The sequence below is a fragment of the Mucilaginibacter rubeus genome (assembly GCF_014643835.1).
GTDB lineage: Bacteria > Bacteroidota > Bacteroidia > Sphingobacteriales > Sphingobacteriaceae > Mucilaginibacter > Mucilaginibacter rubeus.
In genome coordinates, this window is the sequence record NZ_BMKD01000007.1 from 298,841 (window position 1) to 316,153 (window position 17,313).

A 17,313-nucleotide genomic window follows, 5' to 3' on the forward strand; every position below is an offset into this window, starting at 1 on the left:
GTTTTTAAACTTACTATTAAAATATTTTTTATTTGATGTTAATACTGTTTGTTATCTGTTTTAACATGATCTCGGCCTGTTTACTTTGGTATTGCGCAGCAAAGAATTTTGATTGTGCGTCAAGATAGTTACGCTGTGCTTCCCTTACCTCAAGCGGGGTAATATTACCTAACTTATACTTATCAAGCGTAATATCCAGGTTTTTTTTGTTAAGGTTTACATTGGCTTCTTCCAGCTTTACCAGGTCAAGCCCCGAAAGGTATGCCACAAACAAGCTGTTGATCTGGCTTTCAATATCCAGTTTGGTTTGTTTAGCGGCAATGCCGGCATTGTCAATCTGGATCTTGGCATTCTTTTCGCGCCTGTTTTGGTTAAAGCCATTAAAAATGTTAATGCTTGCGGTGAGGCCGTAATTAAAGCCATGTACATTTTGCGACAAGGTAAACCCTGCCGGTGTTTTGCTGTTGGTAAAAGTATATCCCGATGTTACCCCCACCTGCGGATACCGTGTAGCGCGCACCTGTTTAAGATTGATCTCGGCCAGGCGCTGGTTTATTTGTGCCGATAATATCGCCGGATTTTGCAGTTGCGCGTTGTTAAGCACATCGGCCAGCGCAAGCTTTTCATCAATTACAATGGTATCGGCAACAGAAAAATCGGTTTGCAGGTCGCGGATCAGTAACTGGTTAAGCTGTATTTTGGTTGTCTTGAATTGCTGGTACTGGATCACCAGGTTGCCGGTATCTGTATTCAGGTTTACCTGGGCATTCAATACTTCCAATCGCGAAGCCCTGCCTACAGCAAACTTATCATTGGCAATGCGCAACTGCGTGCGGGAAATATCAATAGCTCCTTTTAATGCCTTGATCTGTTCGTTCTGGCTGATCAAGTTATAATAGGTATCGATAACGCTGGCCACTGTTCTTTGTACGGTATCCTGTAATCTCAGCACACCCAGTTTATCCATCTGCTTTAGCTGATCATAGTTTGCAAACATGGCGAAGCCATCAAAAATTGTCCAGTTAAGGTTTACCCCATAATTATTATTGGAGTTTTTGGCATTGCGGATATTGTTAACCGTACCATCATTACGGGTTTGCTTGGTTGTTTGGCGACTGTTATTGTCATTAAAGTCGCCGGTAACCACCGGCAAGATCCCGGCATTACCAAGTGTAACATTATTTGATGCTATGGTTGAGTTGTTTTGCGACAACTTGATATTATAGTTGTTTTTCAGTGCTATTTCAACCGCGTCTTTTAAAGTAAGTAAGGGCGCATCCTGCTGGGCTAAAGCCATGGTTGATATCATAGCGAAACAACAAACCAGGCAGGCTATTTTCTTGATCATCATATTATGTTACAAGTTTTCGATCAGTTTAGGTTCTTGATGGTGCGGGTGACGGGCAGCTTCGGCTATTTCAGCCTCTGCAGCCAGGTCCTCCGGATCGTGGTCATGGTCTTTACGGGTTTTAGCAGCCAGCAGCAGGTACATCATCGGGATGATGTAAAGGGTTAACACCAATGAAAACAGCATCCCCCCCATAATCACAATCCCTAATGAAACACGGCTTTTTGCACCGGCGCCCAATGCAAACGCAATTGGCACAGCACCAAGCACCACGGCTAAGCTGGTCATTAATATGGGGCGTAAACGCGCCGTTGCCGCTTCAATAACTGCCTCGTATTTGGCTACGCCCTGCTCCATCCGTTGGTTTGCAAACTCCACGATAAGAATACCGTTTTTAGTTACCAGCCCTACAAGGGTGATGATCCCAATCTCGCTGAAAATATTGAGGGTTTGATTAAACAACCACAGTGATAAAAACGCACCCGAAATGGCCAGCGGAACGGTAAGCATCACGATAAGCGGATCCATAAAGCTTTCAAACTGGGCCGCCAGTACCAGGTAGATCAGCAGCAAGGCAAAGCCAAAAGCAAAAAGAATGTTTGACGAACCTTCGGCATAGTCACGTGAGGGGCCGCTTAACGCGGTACTAAATGTATCGTCAAGTAAGCTTTTGGAGATCCTGTCCATCTCCTTGATACCATCGCCTACAGTATAACCCGGAGCAAGACCGGCCGAAAGTGTTGCCGATTTATAACGGTTAAAATGGTAAATGGCCGGAGGCGTGGCGCCTTCGGATGTTTTAACTACGTTATCCAGCTGAACCAACGTCCCTTTTGAGCTGCGCACATAAATTGATTTCAGATCAAGCGGCTGATCGCGGTTAGCGCGGTCAACCTGTGCTATTACCTGGTATTGCTTACCGTTTATCAGGAAGTAGTCGAGCCGGCCTGCGCTATAATATAATTGCAGCGTTTGGGCAATATCATCAACCGAAACACCTAAGTCACGGGCACGCTCACGGTCGGTAACCACGCGCAACTCGGGTTTAGTAAATTTGAGATTAACATCCGTTCCCTGGAAAACCGGGCTTTTTGACACCTCGGCAAAAAAGGTCGGCAGCACTTTACGGATCTTTTCAAAATCCTGGTTTTGGATAACATACTGCACCGGCAACGATGTTTTTGATCCGGAACCACCGCCACTGATAGTTTGCTCCTGCACCACAATGGCACGCGCATCGGGCATTTTGCGTAGCTTACCATTCAGCCAGTCGGCAAGTTCCTGCTGGGTTCGTTTTCGTTCATCCGGACCAACCAGCCCTACCCTTCCAAAGCCGGTATTTGAAGCACCGCCGCCGCCAAATGATGGCGAAACAATTTCAAGGTTAACATTAGCCTCCGGAATTGAATCTGCAACCAGGTTAGACACCTTATCCATATACCGGGTCATGTACTCATAGGTTGCGCCTTCCGAACCGGTAACGCTGTAACGGAGCAAACTACGATCATCAAGCGGGGCAAGCTCGGATGGGATAACTTTTACCAGGACGCCGATGATAACCAAAGATGCAGCAAGAATGGCAAATGATACCCATTTACGCTTCATGAACTTAATGAGCGATTCGGTATATGAAGTGGTCATATTAATGAAGAACGGCTCCGTTCTTTCGTAAAACTTCGATTTCTTTTGGTTTTTGCGAATCAGCTTTACGTTAAGCATCGGGGTTAATGACAGGGACACGAATGCCGATATCAACACCGCTCCGGCCACTACTACCGCAAACTCGCGGAACAAACGCCCGGTAAAGCCCTGTAAAAACACAATAGGTAAAAACACAGCTGCCAGTGTAACCGATGTGGATACTACCGCGAAAAAAATCTCGGCCGAACCTTCAAAAGCCGCTTTACGGATCGCCATGCCCGCCTCTACCTTCTTATAGATGTTTTCTGTTACTACAATACCGTCATCCACCACCAGGCCCGTCGCCAGAACTATCCCCAAAAGGGTTAAGATATTAATAGAAAAACCGAAGATGTACATAATAAAGAAAGCACCGATCAATGATACCGGGATATCAATCAGCGGGCGGAAAGCTATCAGCCAATCGCGAAAGAAAAGGTAGATGATAATTACCACCAGTACAAAGGCCACGATCAATGTTTCCTGCACCTCAGATATCGACTGATTAATGAACCTCGTATTATCCAAAGCCACTTTTACCGAAATATCAGGCGGAAGATCTTTTTTAATCTGTTCTAAACGGGTATAAAAATCCTTGGCTATCTGTACATAATTAGCACCCGGCTGTGGTACCAGTGCCAGACCAACCATCGGCACCCCCGACTCTTTAAATATGGTTTCCTCGTTTGCCGAGCCCAACACAGCATAACCAATATCGCTCAGCCTGATCACCCTGTTGCTATCGGCACGGATAATGAGGTTGTTAAAATCTTTTTCCGTTGCCAGTTTGCCCAAAGCCCTGATGGTAACTTCGGTATTATTACCCTCAATTTTACCTGCAGGCAACTCTACGTTTTCTTTAGCTAAAGCCGCACCAATGTCGGTAGCTGTAACGCCAAGTGCCGAAAGCTTGGTAGGGTCTATCCACAGGCGCATAGCATACTGGCGCTGCCCCTGTACGTTAATGGTACTTACACCGGGGATGGTTTGTAAGCCTTCCAGCAGCACATTTTCTGCATAATCATCCAACTGGTTGATGTTACGGGTGTCACTGCTCACGGTAAGGGTAATGATTTGGTCGGCGCTGGCATCGGCTTTGGTTACTACCGGCGGGGCGTTAATATCCTGCGGTAGCTGGCGCTGGGCCTGGCCCACTTTATCGCGCACGTCGTTTGCTGCTGTTTCCAGGTCGGCATCAAGGTCAAACTCAACAGTGATATTGCTTTGCCCAACCGAACTGGTTGACGATATGTTACGGATGCCCGGCACACCGTTGATAGATTTTTCAAGCGGCTCTGTGATCTGCGATTCAATTACATCGGCATTGGCCCCGGAGTAACTGGTTGATACCGAAATTATGGGCGGGTCGACCGAGGGAAAATCCCGCACGCCCAAAAACTTATAGCCGATAATACCAAATACAACAATAACCACAGACATTACTGTTGCCAATACCGGCCGCTTAATACTTACTGAGGATAAACTCATATCGGTTTATTTAATAACTTTTAAAATTTTCAAAGGCACTTTTGGCCGCATTTGGATCAGGCCCGATACTACCACACTGTCGCCAGGCTTTAAGCCTTCAATTACCTGGATCTTTGTATCGGTACGCAGATCTGTTTTTACAGGTTTTGACATGGCTTTACCATTGTGGTAGATCCAAACCAGGCTGCTTTTCAAATCGGGAATAACCGCCTCTGTTGGCAGCAAAATGGTTTTAGGAATTTGATCAAGCGTTAAATTGATCTTGGCAAAGCTGCCCGCGGTAAGGATCCCTTTAGGATTGGGTGCCTTAGCGCGCACAGTAATAGTGCGCGAGCTTGCATCAATTGAAGGGTCAATGGCATACACTGTACCCACAAAACTCTCCATCGAGCTTTCTGTTTTGAACCTGATCTTACTGCCCGGGCCAAGTATAGAAAGGTACCTTTCAGGCACAGCAAAGGTTACTTTTGCCGGATCGATATTAACCAGATCGGCAATAGGCGATGATGGAGAGAGGTAACTGCCCGGGCTCACATTCCTTAAACCGATAGTCCCCGAAAAGGGCGCCCGGATCTCGGTACGGGCAATCTGCGCCTTAATTACATTTGCAGCAGCTTTTAACGAATTTAATGATGTTAATGAAGTATCATATTCCTCTTGGCTTATGGCTTCTTTTTGAAGCAACTGACGGTTGCGGCTTTCCTGTTGTTTTGCCAATGCCACCTGGTACTGGTTTTGCTGCAACGATGCTTCCAGGTCCTGGTTGTACACTTTAACCAGCAACTGGCCCTTTGTTACTTTAGTGCCTTCATTAAAATAGATCCCGGTAATATTCCCTGCTGTTTGGCTTATCAGGCTTACCTTTTCATTGGCATCAATGGTGCCGGTAATATCAATAATGTTGTTTACGGCGGTATCTTTAACTATCATTACTTTAACCCCTACCGCGCCGCCGCCTTTTTTCTTATCACCTTTACCCGAAGCCATAGCCGCGGCCGATTTCTTTGCCCCTTCGCTAAAAAATTTATTGTAAATTAAATAGGCAACCAGCAGGGCCAGCGCCGTGTAAATAATATATTTCGTTTTCATACTTTGTTTAATCCGTGTGTGATTTAGCTTGTAGGGTTGTTTCGGGTGATACCAATGGTTTTAAATTTTTATGCATGCGGGTAAGTACGCTTTCAAATACCTGCATATCGGCTTCGGATATGCCTTCGGTAATATCCGCGTTGATGGCTTCAAATGTTTCAATGATCTGAGGAACGGCCAGTTTTGCCTTATCGGTAACGCGAAGCAATTGCTGCCGCCTGTCGTTCGGGTTGTTTTCGCGGTAAACAAAACCTTTTGCTGTAAGCAGATTAATGATGCTTACCATAGCCGATTTATCCTTGCCCAGCAGATGTGCCAACGCGTTTTGGGTAAGTTGCCCGTCATGAAAGTAAATGAGCGAAAGTATATAGTGATACCGGGTAACATCCAGGTGAACGGTATGCTTTACCAGTACATTAAGGTACAGTTTACCTAAGCGTATCAGCTTGCGCGAAATAGGTTCAATCAGTTCCATTTACTTAAAAATCGATGTAAAACTAATAGCATAATATCAACAATAGTTGCATGTATCAACCATTTTACAACGGTGTTTAGGGCGCTGTAACGCCACATACATAACTGATTATATAATATTTTATAAATTGCGGCCATGAAACTGACCAACCTACGCACGTTATTTTTTCTAACGATTTTTATTATGAGTACTACTATCAGCAAAGCCGCCGCCAGCGCTCAGATTACCTACAATGTTTCGTTTCCTGAAGCCCAGGCCCATTATGCTGATATTGAAATGCATATTACCGGCCTTCAGCAAAACACCCTTGAGCTCAAAATGCCGGTATGGACACCGGGCTCATACCTGGTGCGCGAGTTCGCAAAAAACATCGAATCATTAACTGCTGAAGCTAACGGCAAACCCGTTGCAGCACCCAAAATCAATAAGAATACCTGGCAAATTGTTACAAAAGGAATTTCATCGGTAACGGTAAAATACAGGGTTTATGCCTTTGAGCTCTCCGTACGTACCAGCTTTATAGATGCCTCGCATGGCTTCCTTTCCACTACGGGCATCTTTATTTACCCGGCCAGCATGCTGCATTCGCCCGCTATCATCCACATCAAACCATATAAAAACTGGGATAAAGTTTCAACAAGCCTCGATATGGTGAATAATGATCCGTTTACCCGTTTATCACCAAGCTTCGATATCCTGTTCGATTCGCCAATTGAAGTAGGCAACCAGGATGTTTTTGGATTTGATGCATCTGGTGTTCATTATGAAATTTGCATGTACGGCGGCGGCAATTATGATAAGGAAAAATTAAAAGCCGATATCCACAAAATTGTTGACCAGGAAGCAGCTGTTTTTGGCGAAAACCCCAATAAACACTATGTATTTATTGTACATAACCGCCAACGTAATGGTGGTGGTTTGGAGCACCTGAGCTCAACAGTTTTAGGAGCATCTCGCGATAACTACACCAACGATAAAGGATATCAAAGCTTTTTAGGCCTTGTTGCCCACGAGCATTTTCACTTATGGAACGTGAAACGCCTGCGCCCGATTGTGTTAGGCCCTTTTGATTATGACAATGAAAACTATACTACCAATTTGTGGATAGCCGAAGGTTTTACCGAGTACTACCAGGGTATCATTGTACGCCGTACGCAACTGTTCCCGGTTCAGAATTATTTTGATGTTTTGGAGGGCGAGTTCAATGTTCTGGAAAACCTACCCGGAAAAAATGTACAAACCGTTGCCGAATCAAGCTTTGATGCCTGGATCAAAGCTTACCGCCCTAACGAAAACTCTAACAATACTACTATTTCATACTACAACAAAGGGGCAATCATTGGTATGATGCTTGATCTGGAGATCATCAACGACAGCAAAGGCAAATACTCGTTAGATGATGCCATGAAGTACATGTACACCCAGTATTATAAAATCAAAAAGCGCGGTTATACCGATGCTGAGTTTAAAGCAGCCTTTGAAAAATTTGCAGGTAAAAAACTGGATGATTTTTATGCCAGATACATCAATGGTCTAACCCCTATCGATTATAATAAATATTTAGGTTATGCCGGTTATAAGGTAGAGGATGAACTGGCCGATAAAAACGATGCGGCTTTAGGTATCACTACTACAACAACCGCAGCTAAAAAAATTATTGTTACGAGCGTGCAGCGTGGTACTGCCGCTTATATTGATGGCATTAACGTAAACGACGAGATCACTGCTATTGACGGAACGCCGGTTACTGATGCTGCAACCCTGATCAATGGTAAAAATCCCGGCGATAAAATTGAGGTTACCGTGACTCGCGACGGGCAAGCTATAACCCTACCGGTTACCCTACTGAAAAGCAACCGCGTTAAATACAATATTGTTACCCTTGATAGCCCAACCGAGCAGCAATTGGCTGTTAGGAAGAAGTGGTTAAGCATATAAAAACTACTATTTACAGGGAAAGGCTGGCTGAGAAGCTTGCCTTTCTTTATCTAAGGTTAATGCCAATTGGTATTTATTAATTAAATTTGTTTATGGAAACATTCATTGTACATCCTGAAAACAAAGAACAATCAGCTGCTGTCAAAGCTTTTTTAAAAGCTCTTAAGATCAATTTTGAGAAGCATGACCAAGGCTCATACAATGCTGAATTTGTTGAACAGGTATTAGCGGGTGAAACAGCACGAAAAGCAGGTAAAAAAGGCGTTAGGGTAAACACCGACGACCTATGGAAATAGACTTATACGAAAAAGCTATCCGGGATTTTGAGTATTGGAAAAAATCTGGAAATAAGTCTGTTCAAAAAAAGATCTCACAAATATTTAATGATATGAAAGCTCATCCCTTTGAGGGAATAGGGAAACCGGAGCCTCTTAAATATAAATTAACAGGAAAATGGTCAAGGCGCATAAACTCCGAGCACAGAATTATATATGACGTTGTTGACGAAACCATTAATATTTACTCTTTACGAGGGCATTATGAATGATCCCATCAATAAGGTCGGCTGAAAAGCTGGCCTTTCTTTTGGCCCCCTATCCTCATTCCGAACTTGTTTCAGCTCAATAAAAAAATAAAATATTAACGCATAAGTTATATTTTTATAGCTTATGCCCGCTGCAACCTCGTTAAAAAAAATACGCCCGATACAGCTTGTTGCTGTTATTTTTTTTACTGTATCCGGTGGCCCTTACGGCCTTGAGCCGCTATTAAGTTATGCAGGCGATCATGGCGCGTTAATCATCCTGCTCATAACCCCGTTAATGTGGGATGTGCCGGCCATATTTACCGTGCTTGAGCTTAACAGCATGATGCCTGTTACCGGCGGCTATTACAAATGGGTAAAATATGCCCTCGGTACCCACTGGGGTTTTATTGAGGGCTGGTGGACCTGGCTCTATACTTTTGTCGACCTTGCCATTTACCCTGTGTTGTTTGTACAATACGCCGGTTTCTTTTTCCCCGAATTGCTAAATTTTCAGATTCCGGTTTGTTTGGTGATCATCTGGGCATCAGCCGGGTTAAATATTTTAGGCATTATGCCGGTGGGTAGGGTATCTGTATTTTTGAGTGCGGCCGTTCTCGCCCCGATCATATTAATGATAGCGTTAGGTATTTATCACCATAGCGGGCCAATGCACATCCCCTCAACATCATTAAAAGGGCTCAGCTTTCCGTCGTTTGGTATGGCTTTGTACACGGTAATGTGGAATTGCCTCGGCTGGGATAATGTAACCACCTATGCCGAAGAAGTTGAAAAGCCGGTACGCTCCTACCTTATTTCTATTTTTACAGCTTTCGCGTTGGTAATGGTGGTGTACTTTTTTGCCATCTGGGTTGCCCAGCAATCGGGCATTAACCATGATACCTTAACCGAAAATGGGTTTCCTGCATTAGGCGAATTGATTGGAGGGCATTGGCTGGGTATAGTAGTTGCAGCAGGCGGTATGGCCAGTACCCTCGGAATCTATACCGCTGTATTGTTATCGGTATCACGTGTGCCGCAGGTAATGTCTGAAGACAATTTACTTCCAAAAGGAGTTAACAAACTACACTCTCGTTTTAAAACACCTTTTGTTTCCATCATCATCTGCTCCATAGTAGTGAGCTTTATGGTACTGTGGACCTTTGCCGATTTGCTTATCATTGATGTAACTGTTTACGGCGCGGGGCTTTCTTTAGAATACATCGCCCTCGTAAAACTCCGCGTCAAGGAGCCGATGAAAGAGCGGCCTTTCCGCATCCCGCTTAGCGTTACCGGCCTATGCCTAATAATGCTGTTGCCATTTATTGTTTACAGCGTAGCACTTGGCGGGGCATTAAGCTCAACACCGAAGGCCCTTTCGGCTGCTGTTTTTGCACTGGTTGCATTATCAAGTGCGGAAGTGGCCTGGCAAATTATTAAACTAAGCAAGCCTGAGCTGAAGCAATAATAATACATGAATCAATTGGCCATCTAATACAATTAATTCCAACTTCGCAAATCGTGGTGCAGAAACAGGGCAATCGTTTTTAAACAATTCGATCTGTTTTACAAATCTCACACTGAAAAATTTTCACACAAATGCTTTGCATGCTGTCCACAATTAATCGAATTACACGAATCTCAAATTAATTCAATTCGTGTAACTCGATTAATACGTAAAAATTAGTGTGAAAATTTTCATTTATTGCTTTTCAATATACAACTGGTTAAAGGCTATTTCCCTGAGTGAGGAAAGAAAAATTCGTGCAATTCGATTAATTCGGAAAAATTTGTGGCGATAATTTCTTCAACGTTTCAATGATTGGATAATTGACCGGGATTTGCGTAAATTCGATCCTTTCCCGAAAACTCATATCATATGAAAATCAAATACCGATACCTGATGCTTATTGGTGGCCTTGCTATTTTTGCAGGCTGCCAAAATAATAAAAGCGTGCCCGCCGAAAAGGCCATAACTGCGGCCGAAATAAAAAAATACATCTCGGCTTTAGCCAATGATTCCATGATGGGCCGCAAACCTTTCACCGCCGGCGAAGACAAGGCGATCAAATACATTTCGGAGCAGTTTAAACTGGCCGGGCTCGAACCGGGTAACAATGGCAGCTATTTCCAGGATGTGCCCATGGTGCAGATCACCAGTACGCCATCTCCTGTCATGGAAATAACCGGCGGTAAAACGCCGCTCAGTCTGCATGCTACTACAGATTTCGTAACCTTCAGCCGCCGCGAGGTTGATTCGGTAACGCTTAAAAACTCCCCGCTGGTTTTTGCCGGGTATGGTGTTGTTGCTCCCGAATATCACAGGAATGATTATGCCGGACTTGATGTTAAAGGTAAAACTGTTGTGGTGCTGGTGAACGACCCGGGCTTTAAAAACGGCGATCCTACATTTTTCAAAGGCGATACCATGACCTACTACGGCCGGTGGACTTACAAGTATGAGGAAGCCGCGCGTCAGGGCGCTGCAGGGGTGCTTATCATCCACCAAAAAGAGCCTGCAAGCTATGGCTGGGAAGTGGTATCCAACAGTAACACAGGTGCCAAACTTTACCTGCAGCAAAAGGACAAGCACATGAACCGCTGCAAGGTTGAAGGCTGGATCACCGAAGATATGGGTAAAAAGCTTTTAGCTGAAGTGGGCATAACCGGCGATTTCCGCGCCCTGGCCCGTAAAAAAGATTTTAAAGCCATTCCGCTTAAGCAATCAGTTACTTTAACCATCAACAACCAGTTAAAGTATTCCACATCGCACAATGTGATCGGCACACTTAAAGGCAGTTCACAGCCGGGCGAATATGTATTATACACCGCCCATTGGGACCACCTGGGCATAGGCAAGCCTAACGCCAAAGGTGATAGCATTTACAATGGCGCTGTTGATAATGCCGATGGTGTGGCTGCTATTATCAGTGTGGCTAAAGCATTTAACAAGGCCAAAGAAAAGCCCAAACGCTCTATTGTATTTTTAGCTGTTACAGCCGAAGAGCAGGGTTTACTGGGTTCGGAATATTATGCCACCCATCCCATTTACCCGGTTAACAAAACAGTTGCCGATCTCAACATGGATGCCCTGGGCGATTACGGCGAAACCAAAGACATTGCTGTAACCGGGAAAGGTCAAAACGATTTGGAAGATTATGTTGACGAAATAGTAAAAGCACAAGGGCTTAGCACTGTTGGCGACAGGCACCCCGGCTCTGGCAGCTACTACCGGTCGGACCATTTTAACTTTGCCAAGGTTGGTGTACCGGCCCTTGACATTAACAATGGCAGCATCAGCGCAGTACACGACGGCAGCTACGGCGAAGCTAAACAAAAAGATTATGGCGACAACCGCTATCACCAACAGGCCGATAATTACACCGATACTATGGATGCCACAGGCATGGCACAGATAGCTAATATCCTTTATGAAGTTGGCACTAAGCTGGGTAACGAAACAACCTTCCCCGGCTGGAAAAATGGCTCGGAGTTTAAGGCGATAAGGGAAAAATCGATGAAGTAAAGTCTCTTAGGGGAGACTTGAAAATGGCCTTCTTAAGCCCCCTCCCTTGGAGAGGGTTTGGGTGAGGTTAACAAAAAAATCCACCCCGTAACAGAAGGTGGATTTTTTTTTGATATATAGTGAAACTATACCCTTAAAGGGATTTAGTTGCTCATTTTAGCTATGTTGAAGCTTTCGTAAGCCATTTGCCTGTTGTAATCGTTGGCGATGGTTTTGTAGTTGATCAGGTCGACAATGGTACCGATGAAACAAAAACCGGCTGTGAAAAAGTACAGGATCCCCATCCCAATCTGATCAGTCATGAAACGCTGTACACCTGATACACCAAGGAAACCTGCAAGCGTTGCGAACATAATATCCTGTGGGTTGCGTCTTTTGCTGGCATAAAATGACATAAAAGTGCGAGCCTGGTTTTCTGTTAATGAGGCAGTAGCCTGTTGCAGAAATGTATATTCTTCGGGAGTGATACCGTCGAAAGACATATATGGATTTTGATAAGCGTTCATTTCAGTAAGTTTTAAAGTTTGCGATTGTTTTATGATATAAAGGTACAGTGGTGCTCATAAAACGCCTAAGGGAGATAGGTTAGCGGAGATAAGTAATCGGTGAAATGACAGGTTTTAACGGTGAAAAGTAGCGTGGAAATTTTACCGAGGATAAGAGTAGCAATAAAATGTCATTGCTGTAAGAAACGACCTGAGAAATCCCGGAAAAAAACCGTGATGGCGTATAAAGTATATTTTGGTGATAGTGCGCTGGGGCCGCGTTAGTGATAGGAGCGGATACCGGCCGGTGGCTAATGCCTGCGCAGTATGAGCGGATAGCACGGGCCGCAGGCAACGCCCCAATTTATAATATCGATCAAAAACACACCTGATAATCAAAAACTTACAATCACATCATTATACAGAACGAAGCAATCGCACGGAAGCATAACCAACCTGTATAACATGCAATTGCCACGCCGCGCCCTGCTCATACCCCTCCTGCTCCTCGCAATGACATGATTTATAAAATTTAGGTAAGGCTCTTAAACTGATTCCTCTCCGGCAGCCTTGCTTTGGTAAGCACATAAATCCGGTTAAAGATCACGGCCACCGCAGGAATGCCAAGCCAGTGGGCACGGAAAGAATTGCTGATATCGCCATGAAAAAGATAAATAATACTATGCCCTAAGCCGCAGCCCGGGCACCACCCTATGCCCATCAGCTTAAGAGGGCACAAGGTAAAGTGTGACGCTTCCGTTGGCGAGGCCATCGCCAATGAAAGCATCGCGGCTGTCCAGAACAAGAGTTCAAAATATTTTGAAAAATAACGCTTAATCAAGTTTGTTTGCTTTGTTGGTGAATAATAATGATACCGCGAAGGCGAGCAGTACCCCAACTATTAACGCACCAAAAATCCGTTCAGAAAAATCCTTTATGTTAGCACCGGATGACGATACGTAGCTGATATAAAGTATTGAGCCGAAAACGGCGATGATGCCGCCTACAATTAATATTTTAAAACTTTGAAAAAGAGCTTCCAAAAAGCCCATCTGGCCATTACACTCGTTTTTTCGATAACTCATAATCCCGAAAAAAAGCCCGATAGCCGGTATAATAAATGAAAAGTATTCGACTGGGGCCACAACGTCTTTTTGCGGCATAACGCCAAGCCGTGGCATAGCAAAGATCCAGATGATACTTAATACGCCGATGATACCCCCTGATAACACTGCATTCTTCATAATTATATAATTAAGATTGATTTATAAATCGGTATGCGCGTTTACATACATAAATTTATCATTAAAAAGTAAATAAGCCCTCATATTGTTTGCATTAATTTTTAGCCCAACGCTTTTTTATTTTGGCTTTCCTTTTTTGTTTATCTTTGCCGCGGTTTGAACATCCGTGATATATTAGACAGATATAAGGCTGATGACCGGATAAAAACGTTGGCTACTGCGCTTAACGCATCAAAAAATCCAAGGGTACAGCTACGTGGTTTGGTGGGATCAAGTGATTCGGCCATGGCGGTAGCATTGTATTTTTTGCAGCACAAACACATGGTATTTGTACTGCCCGACCGCGAAGAAGCAGGTTATTTCCAGGCCGACCTGGAAAACCTTACCGGTAAAGAAGCCCTGCTGTTCCCTTCATCATACCGCAAGCCTTTTGAATTTACCCAGCCCGATAGCAGTAATGTACTGGCCCGTGCCGAGGTATTGAATGAGCTTAACCATAGTACAGAATACGGCCAGCTCATTGTTACCTACCCGGAGGCCCTGGCCGAAAAAGTAATTGATCGCTCTTCGCTTGAAAAAAACACCCTTGAAATAGCCGTTAGCAACAAGCTCAGTATTGATTTCATCAACGAGTTTTTGATAGAGTATGATTTTGAACGGGTTGATTTTGTATATGAGCCGGGGCAATTTTCTATCCGTGGCGGTATTGTTGATATCTTCTCTTTTTCGCATATGCTCCCCTACCGGGTTGAGTTTTTTGGTGATTTCATTGAGTCGATCCGTACGTTTGAAATCGAGAGCCAGCTGTCGGTTGAGCATGTTAAAAGCATTACCATTGTTCCCAACGTACAATCTAAATTTCTAACGGAGAATAATATCTCCCTGCTTGAATATGTTGAAGCAGGTACACAGGTGTGGATCAAAGACGTTCAGTTTACGCTGGACATTATCCAAACCGGTTATAAAAAGGCTGTAAATCTTTGGAAAGCCCTCTCTGCAGATGAAAAAGCACAAAACCCTGATTGGATAGATCCCAAATTTGGTTTTACCGACGAAAAACTGATTGGTGATCAATTGCATGATTTCCCTGTGGTAGAGTTTGGAAAGCAGTTCTTTTACCATGATGCTACCGCTATCAATTTTGATATGCGCCCGCAGCCATCATTTAATAAGGACTTTACGCTGCTCATTCACAATTTCAAAAACAACGAGACTGATAAGATAGAGAACTTCATCTTTACCGATTCGGCCAAACAGGTTGAGCGTTTATACGCCATTTTGGACGACCTGGACAAAACGGTAAAATTTACGCCGGTAAGCATCTCCATACGCGAAGGCTTCATTGATCACGAGCAAAAGATAGCCTGCTATACCGATCACCAGATCTTTGACCGTTACTATAAATACAAAACCCGCAAGGGCTACCAGCGTTCCCAAGCTATTACACTAAAAGAGCTCCGCGACCTTAAACCTGGCGATTATGTTACCCATATCGATCACGGTATAGGCAAATATGCAGGTTTGGAAAAGGTTGACGTGAACGGCAAACAACAGGAAATGATCCGCCTGATTTATGCTGATAACGACCTGCTGTATGTGAATATCAACTCACTTAACCGCATTTCCAAATTTAGCGGCAAAGAAGGTTTCGTTCCCAAAATGAACAAACTGGGTACCGACACCTGGGAACGTTTGAAGAAAACAACAAAAAAAAAAGTTAAGGACATAGCCCGCGACCTGATCAAGCTTTACGCCCTTCGTAAAGCCCAGCATGGCAATGCCTTTTCGCCCGATAGCTACCTGCAAACCGAGCTGGAGGCATCATTCCTGTACGAGGACACTCCCGACCAGGAAAAAGCCACTGCCGATTTTAAAAAAGATATGGAATCGCCCCACCCTATGGACCGCCTTATTTGCGGCGACGTGGGTTTTGGCAAAACCGAAGTTGCGGTCCGTGCTGCTTTCAAAGCCGTTGCCGATAGCAAGCAGGTGGCCATTCTGGTACCAACAACCATCCTGGCAGCGCAGCACTACAAAACTTTTACCGACAGGCTCAAAGGTTTTCCTGCCAATATTGATTATGTTAACCGCTTTAAATCAACCCGGCAGATCAAGGATACCCTGGAGAAACTAAAAGAAGGTAAAGTAGATATCATCATAGGCACACATCGTTTGGTAAGCAAGGATGTGAAATTTAAAGACCTTGGCCTGATGATCATTGACGAAGAGCAGAAGTTTGGCGTATCGACCAAAGAGAAGCTGAAACAGATGCGCGCTAATGTGGATACGCTTACCTTAACGGCAACGCCCATTCCGCGAACGCTTCATTTTTCGTTAATGGGTGCACGCGACCTTTCTATCATATCAACTCCGCCGCCAAACCGCCAGCCGGTTGTTACCGAGCTGCATGTGTTTAATGATAAACTCATTAAAGAAGCGGTTGAATTTGAGATTGACCGCGGCGGGCAGGTGTTCTTTATCCACAACCGCGTGGCCGATCTGCCGCAATTGGGCGGCATGATCCGTAAGCTCGTTCCTAAAGCACGTATCGGCATAGCTCACGGCCAATTGGAAGGTGACGACCTGGAAGATGTAATGCTCAAATTTGTGAACCACGAGTATGATGTATTAGTGGCCACAACCATTATCGAAGCCGGGTTGGATATTCCCAATGCCAATACCATCATCATCAACTACGCCCACATGTTTGGCTTGAGCGACCTGCACCAGATGCGTGGCCGTGTGGGCAGGAGTAATAAAAAGGCGTATTGTTATTTGCTAAGTCCGCCTTTGTCAACGTTAACCAGCGAGGCCCGCAAACGCCTGAGTGCCATTGAAGAGTTCAGCGACCTGGGCAGCGGCTTCAACGTGGCTATGAGGGATTTGGACATCCGCGGCAGCGGTAACCTGCTTGGTGCCGAACAAAGCGGCTTCATTGCCGAAATTGGCTTTGAAATGTATCATAAGATCCTCGACGAAGCCATACAGGAACTTAAGGAAGATGAGTTTAAAGGCGTATTCCCAGAGGATAAGCCCCGCCCCTACATTTCTTTTACCCAAATTGATACCGACCTGGAGATCCTCATCCCCGATGAGTATGTAACCAATCTCTCCGAGCGATATAACCTGTATACCGAGCTTTCCAAACTGGAAAACGAGGTAGAATTACAGGCCTTTCAACAAAAACTGAACGACCGTTTTGGCCCGGTGCCGGCCCAGGTTGACGGTTTACTCAATACCCTACGCCTGCAATGGCTGGGCAAGGCCATTGGTTTTGAAAAAATCTCGCTCAAGAAAAACGTTTTGCGTGGTTATTTTATCACTAACCAGCAATCAAGTTACTTTGAAACCGAGGTCTTCCGTAATGTGCTCGACTTTGTGAAGAATAACCCAAGGCGCACCAATTTGAAAGAAGTTAAAAACACGCTCCGATTGGGCATTGAGGGAATTGATAGTGTTGACGAGGCGGTGAGCATGCTGAGCGAAGTGGCGGGGATTGGGTAAAATTTTAGCCTGA

Annotated in this window: 13 protein-coding genes; 6 read left to right on the forward strand and 7 right to left on the reverse strand. The window is 44.6% G+C overall.

Annotated elements, in window-relative coordinates; translation table 11 throughout:
- Positions 1-28: 28 nt before the first annotated feature.
- From IEX80_RS22180 to IEX80_RS22195, 4 genes are read right to left on the reverse strand one after another with little or no spacing between them, the layout of a single operon-like run.
- Positions 29-1,351: a TolC family protein gene (locus tag IEX80_RS22180; protein WP_229701719.1), complete on the reverse strand. Its 1,323-nt coding sequence runs from the start codon at positions 1,349-1,351 to the stop codon at positions 29-31.
- Between the two features lie 6 nt (positions 1,352-1,357).
- Complete coding sequence (locus tag IEX80_RS22185; RefSeq protein WP_090533481.1) at positions 1,358-4,516, reverse strand: efflux RND transporter permease subunit; 3,159 nt, start codon at positions 4,514-4,516, stop codon at positions 1,358-1,360.
- Between the two features lie 6 nt (positions 4,517-4,522).
- On the reverse strand, positions 4,523-5,605 hold the full coding sequence (locus tag IEX80_RS22190) for an efflux RND transporter periplasmic adaptor subunit (RefSeq protein WP_129569507.1): 1,083 nt from the start codon (positions 5,603-5,605) through the stop codon (positions 4,523-4,525).
- Positions 5,606-5,612: 7 nt separating this feature from the next.
- Entirely contained in the window at positions 5,613-6,080 is a 468-nt protein-coding gene (locus IEX80_RS22195; protein ID WP_090533476.1) for a MarR family winged helix-turn-helix transcriptional regulator, read from the reverse strand.
- Positions 6,081-6,263: 183 nt separating this feature from the next.
- On the opposite strand from IEX80_RS22195, the gene IEX80_RS22200 reads away from it, so the two are divergent.
- From IEX80_RS22200 to IEX80_RS22220, 5 genes are all read left to right on the forward strand, one after another.
- The gene (locus IEX80_RS22200) at positions 6,264-8,018 is read left to right on the forward strand and encodes a M61 family metallopeptidase (RefSeq protein ID WP_176626396.1); all 1,755 of its coding nucleotides are present in this window, start codon (positions 6,264-6,266) and stop codon (positions 8,016-8,018) included.
- Between the two features lie 92 nt (positions 8,019-8,110).
- Complete coding sequence (locus IEX80_RS22205) at positions 8,111-8,314, forward strand: DUF2683 family protein (protein WP_188834176.1); 204 nt, start codon at positions 8,111-8,113, stop codon at positions 8,312-8,314.
- The gene (locus IEX80_RS22210) at positions 8,305-8,565 is read left to right on the forward strand and encodes a Txe/YoeB family addiction module toxin (protein WP_188834177.1); all 261 of its coding nucleotides are present in this window, start codon (positions 8,305-8,307) and stop codon (positions 8,563-8,565) included. The genes IEX80_RS22205 and IEX80_RS22210 overlap by 10 nt, the downstream gene beginning before the upstream one ends.
- A gap of 121 nt (positions 8,566-8,686) precedes the next feature.
- Complete coding sequence (locus tag IEX80_RS22215) at positions 8,687-10,009, forward strand: APC family permease (RefSeq protein ID WP_188834178.1); 1,323 nt, start codon at positions 8,687-8,689, stop codon at positions 10,007-10,009.
- Between the two features lie 411 nt (positions 10,010-10,420).
- The gene (locus tag IEX80_RS22220) at positions 10,421-12,067 is read left to right on the forward strand and encodes a M28 family metallopeptidase (protein ID WP_188834179.1); all 1,647 of its coding nucleotides are present in this window, start codon (positions 10,421-10,423) and stop codon (positions 12,065-12,067) included.
- Positions 12,068-12,210: 143 nt separating this feature from the next.
- Here IEX80_RS22220 and IEX80_RS22225 read toward each other — a convergent pair whose 3' ends face one another.
- The 3 genes from IEX80_RS22225 to IEX80_RS22235 all read right to left on the reverse strand — a co-directional run bounded on the left by IEX80_RS22225 (position 12,211) and on the right by IEX80_RS22235 (position 13,796).
- Complete coding sequence (locus tag IEX80_RS22225) at positions 12,211-12,573, reverse strand: TM2 domain-containing protein (RefSeq protein WP_090533469.1); 363 nt, start codon at positions 12,571-12,573, stop codon at positions 12,211-12,213.
- Between the two features lie 511 nt (positions 12,574-13,084).
- Entirely contained in the window at positions 13,085-13,393 is a 309-nt protein-coding gene (locus IEX80_RS22230) for a DUF2752 domain-containing protein (RefSeq protein WP_229701720.1), read from the reverse strand.
- Positions 13,386-13,796 (reverse strand): DUF4199 domain-containing protein, encoded by a 411-nt coding sequence (locus IEX80_RS22235; RefSeq protein ID WP_090533467.1) that lies wholly within the window; start codon positions 13,794-13,796, stop codon positions 13,386-13,388. Before IEX80_RS22235 ends, IEX80_RS22230 begins: the two co-directional genes overlap by 8 nt.
- A gap of 156 nt (positions 13,797-13,952) precedes the next feature.
- Between IEX80_RS22235 and mfd the strand changes: the two genes are divergently transcribed.
- Positions 13,953-17,300, forward strand: coding sequence for a transcription-repair coupling factor (mfd, locus tag IEX80_RS22240; RefSeq protein ID WP_188834180.1), 3,348 nt, complete (start codon positions 13,953-13,955; stop codon positions 17,298-17,300).
- Positions 17,301-17,313: the final 13 nt, after the last annotated feature.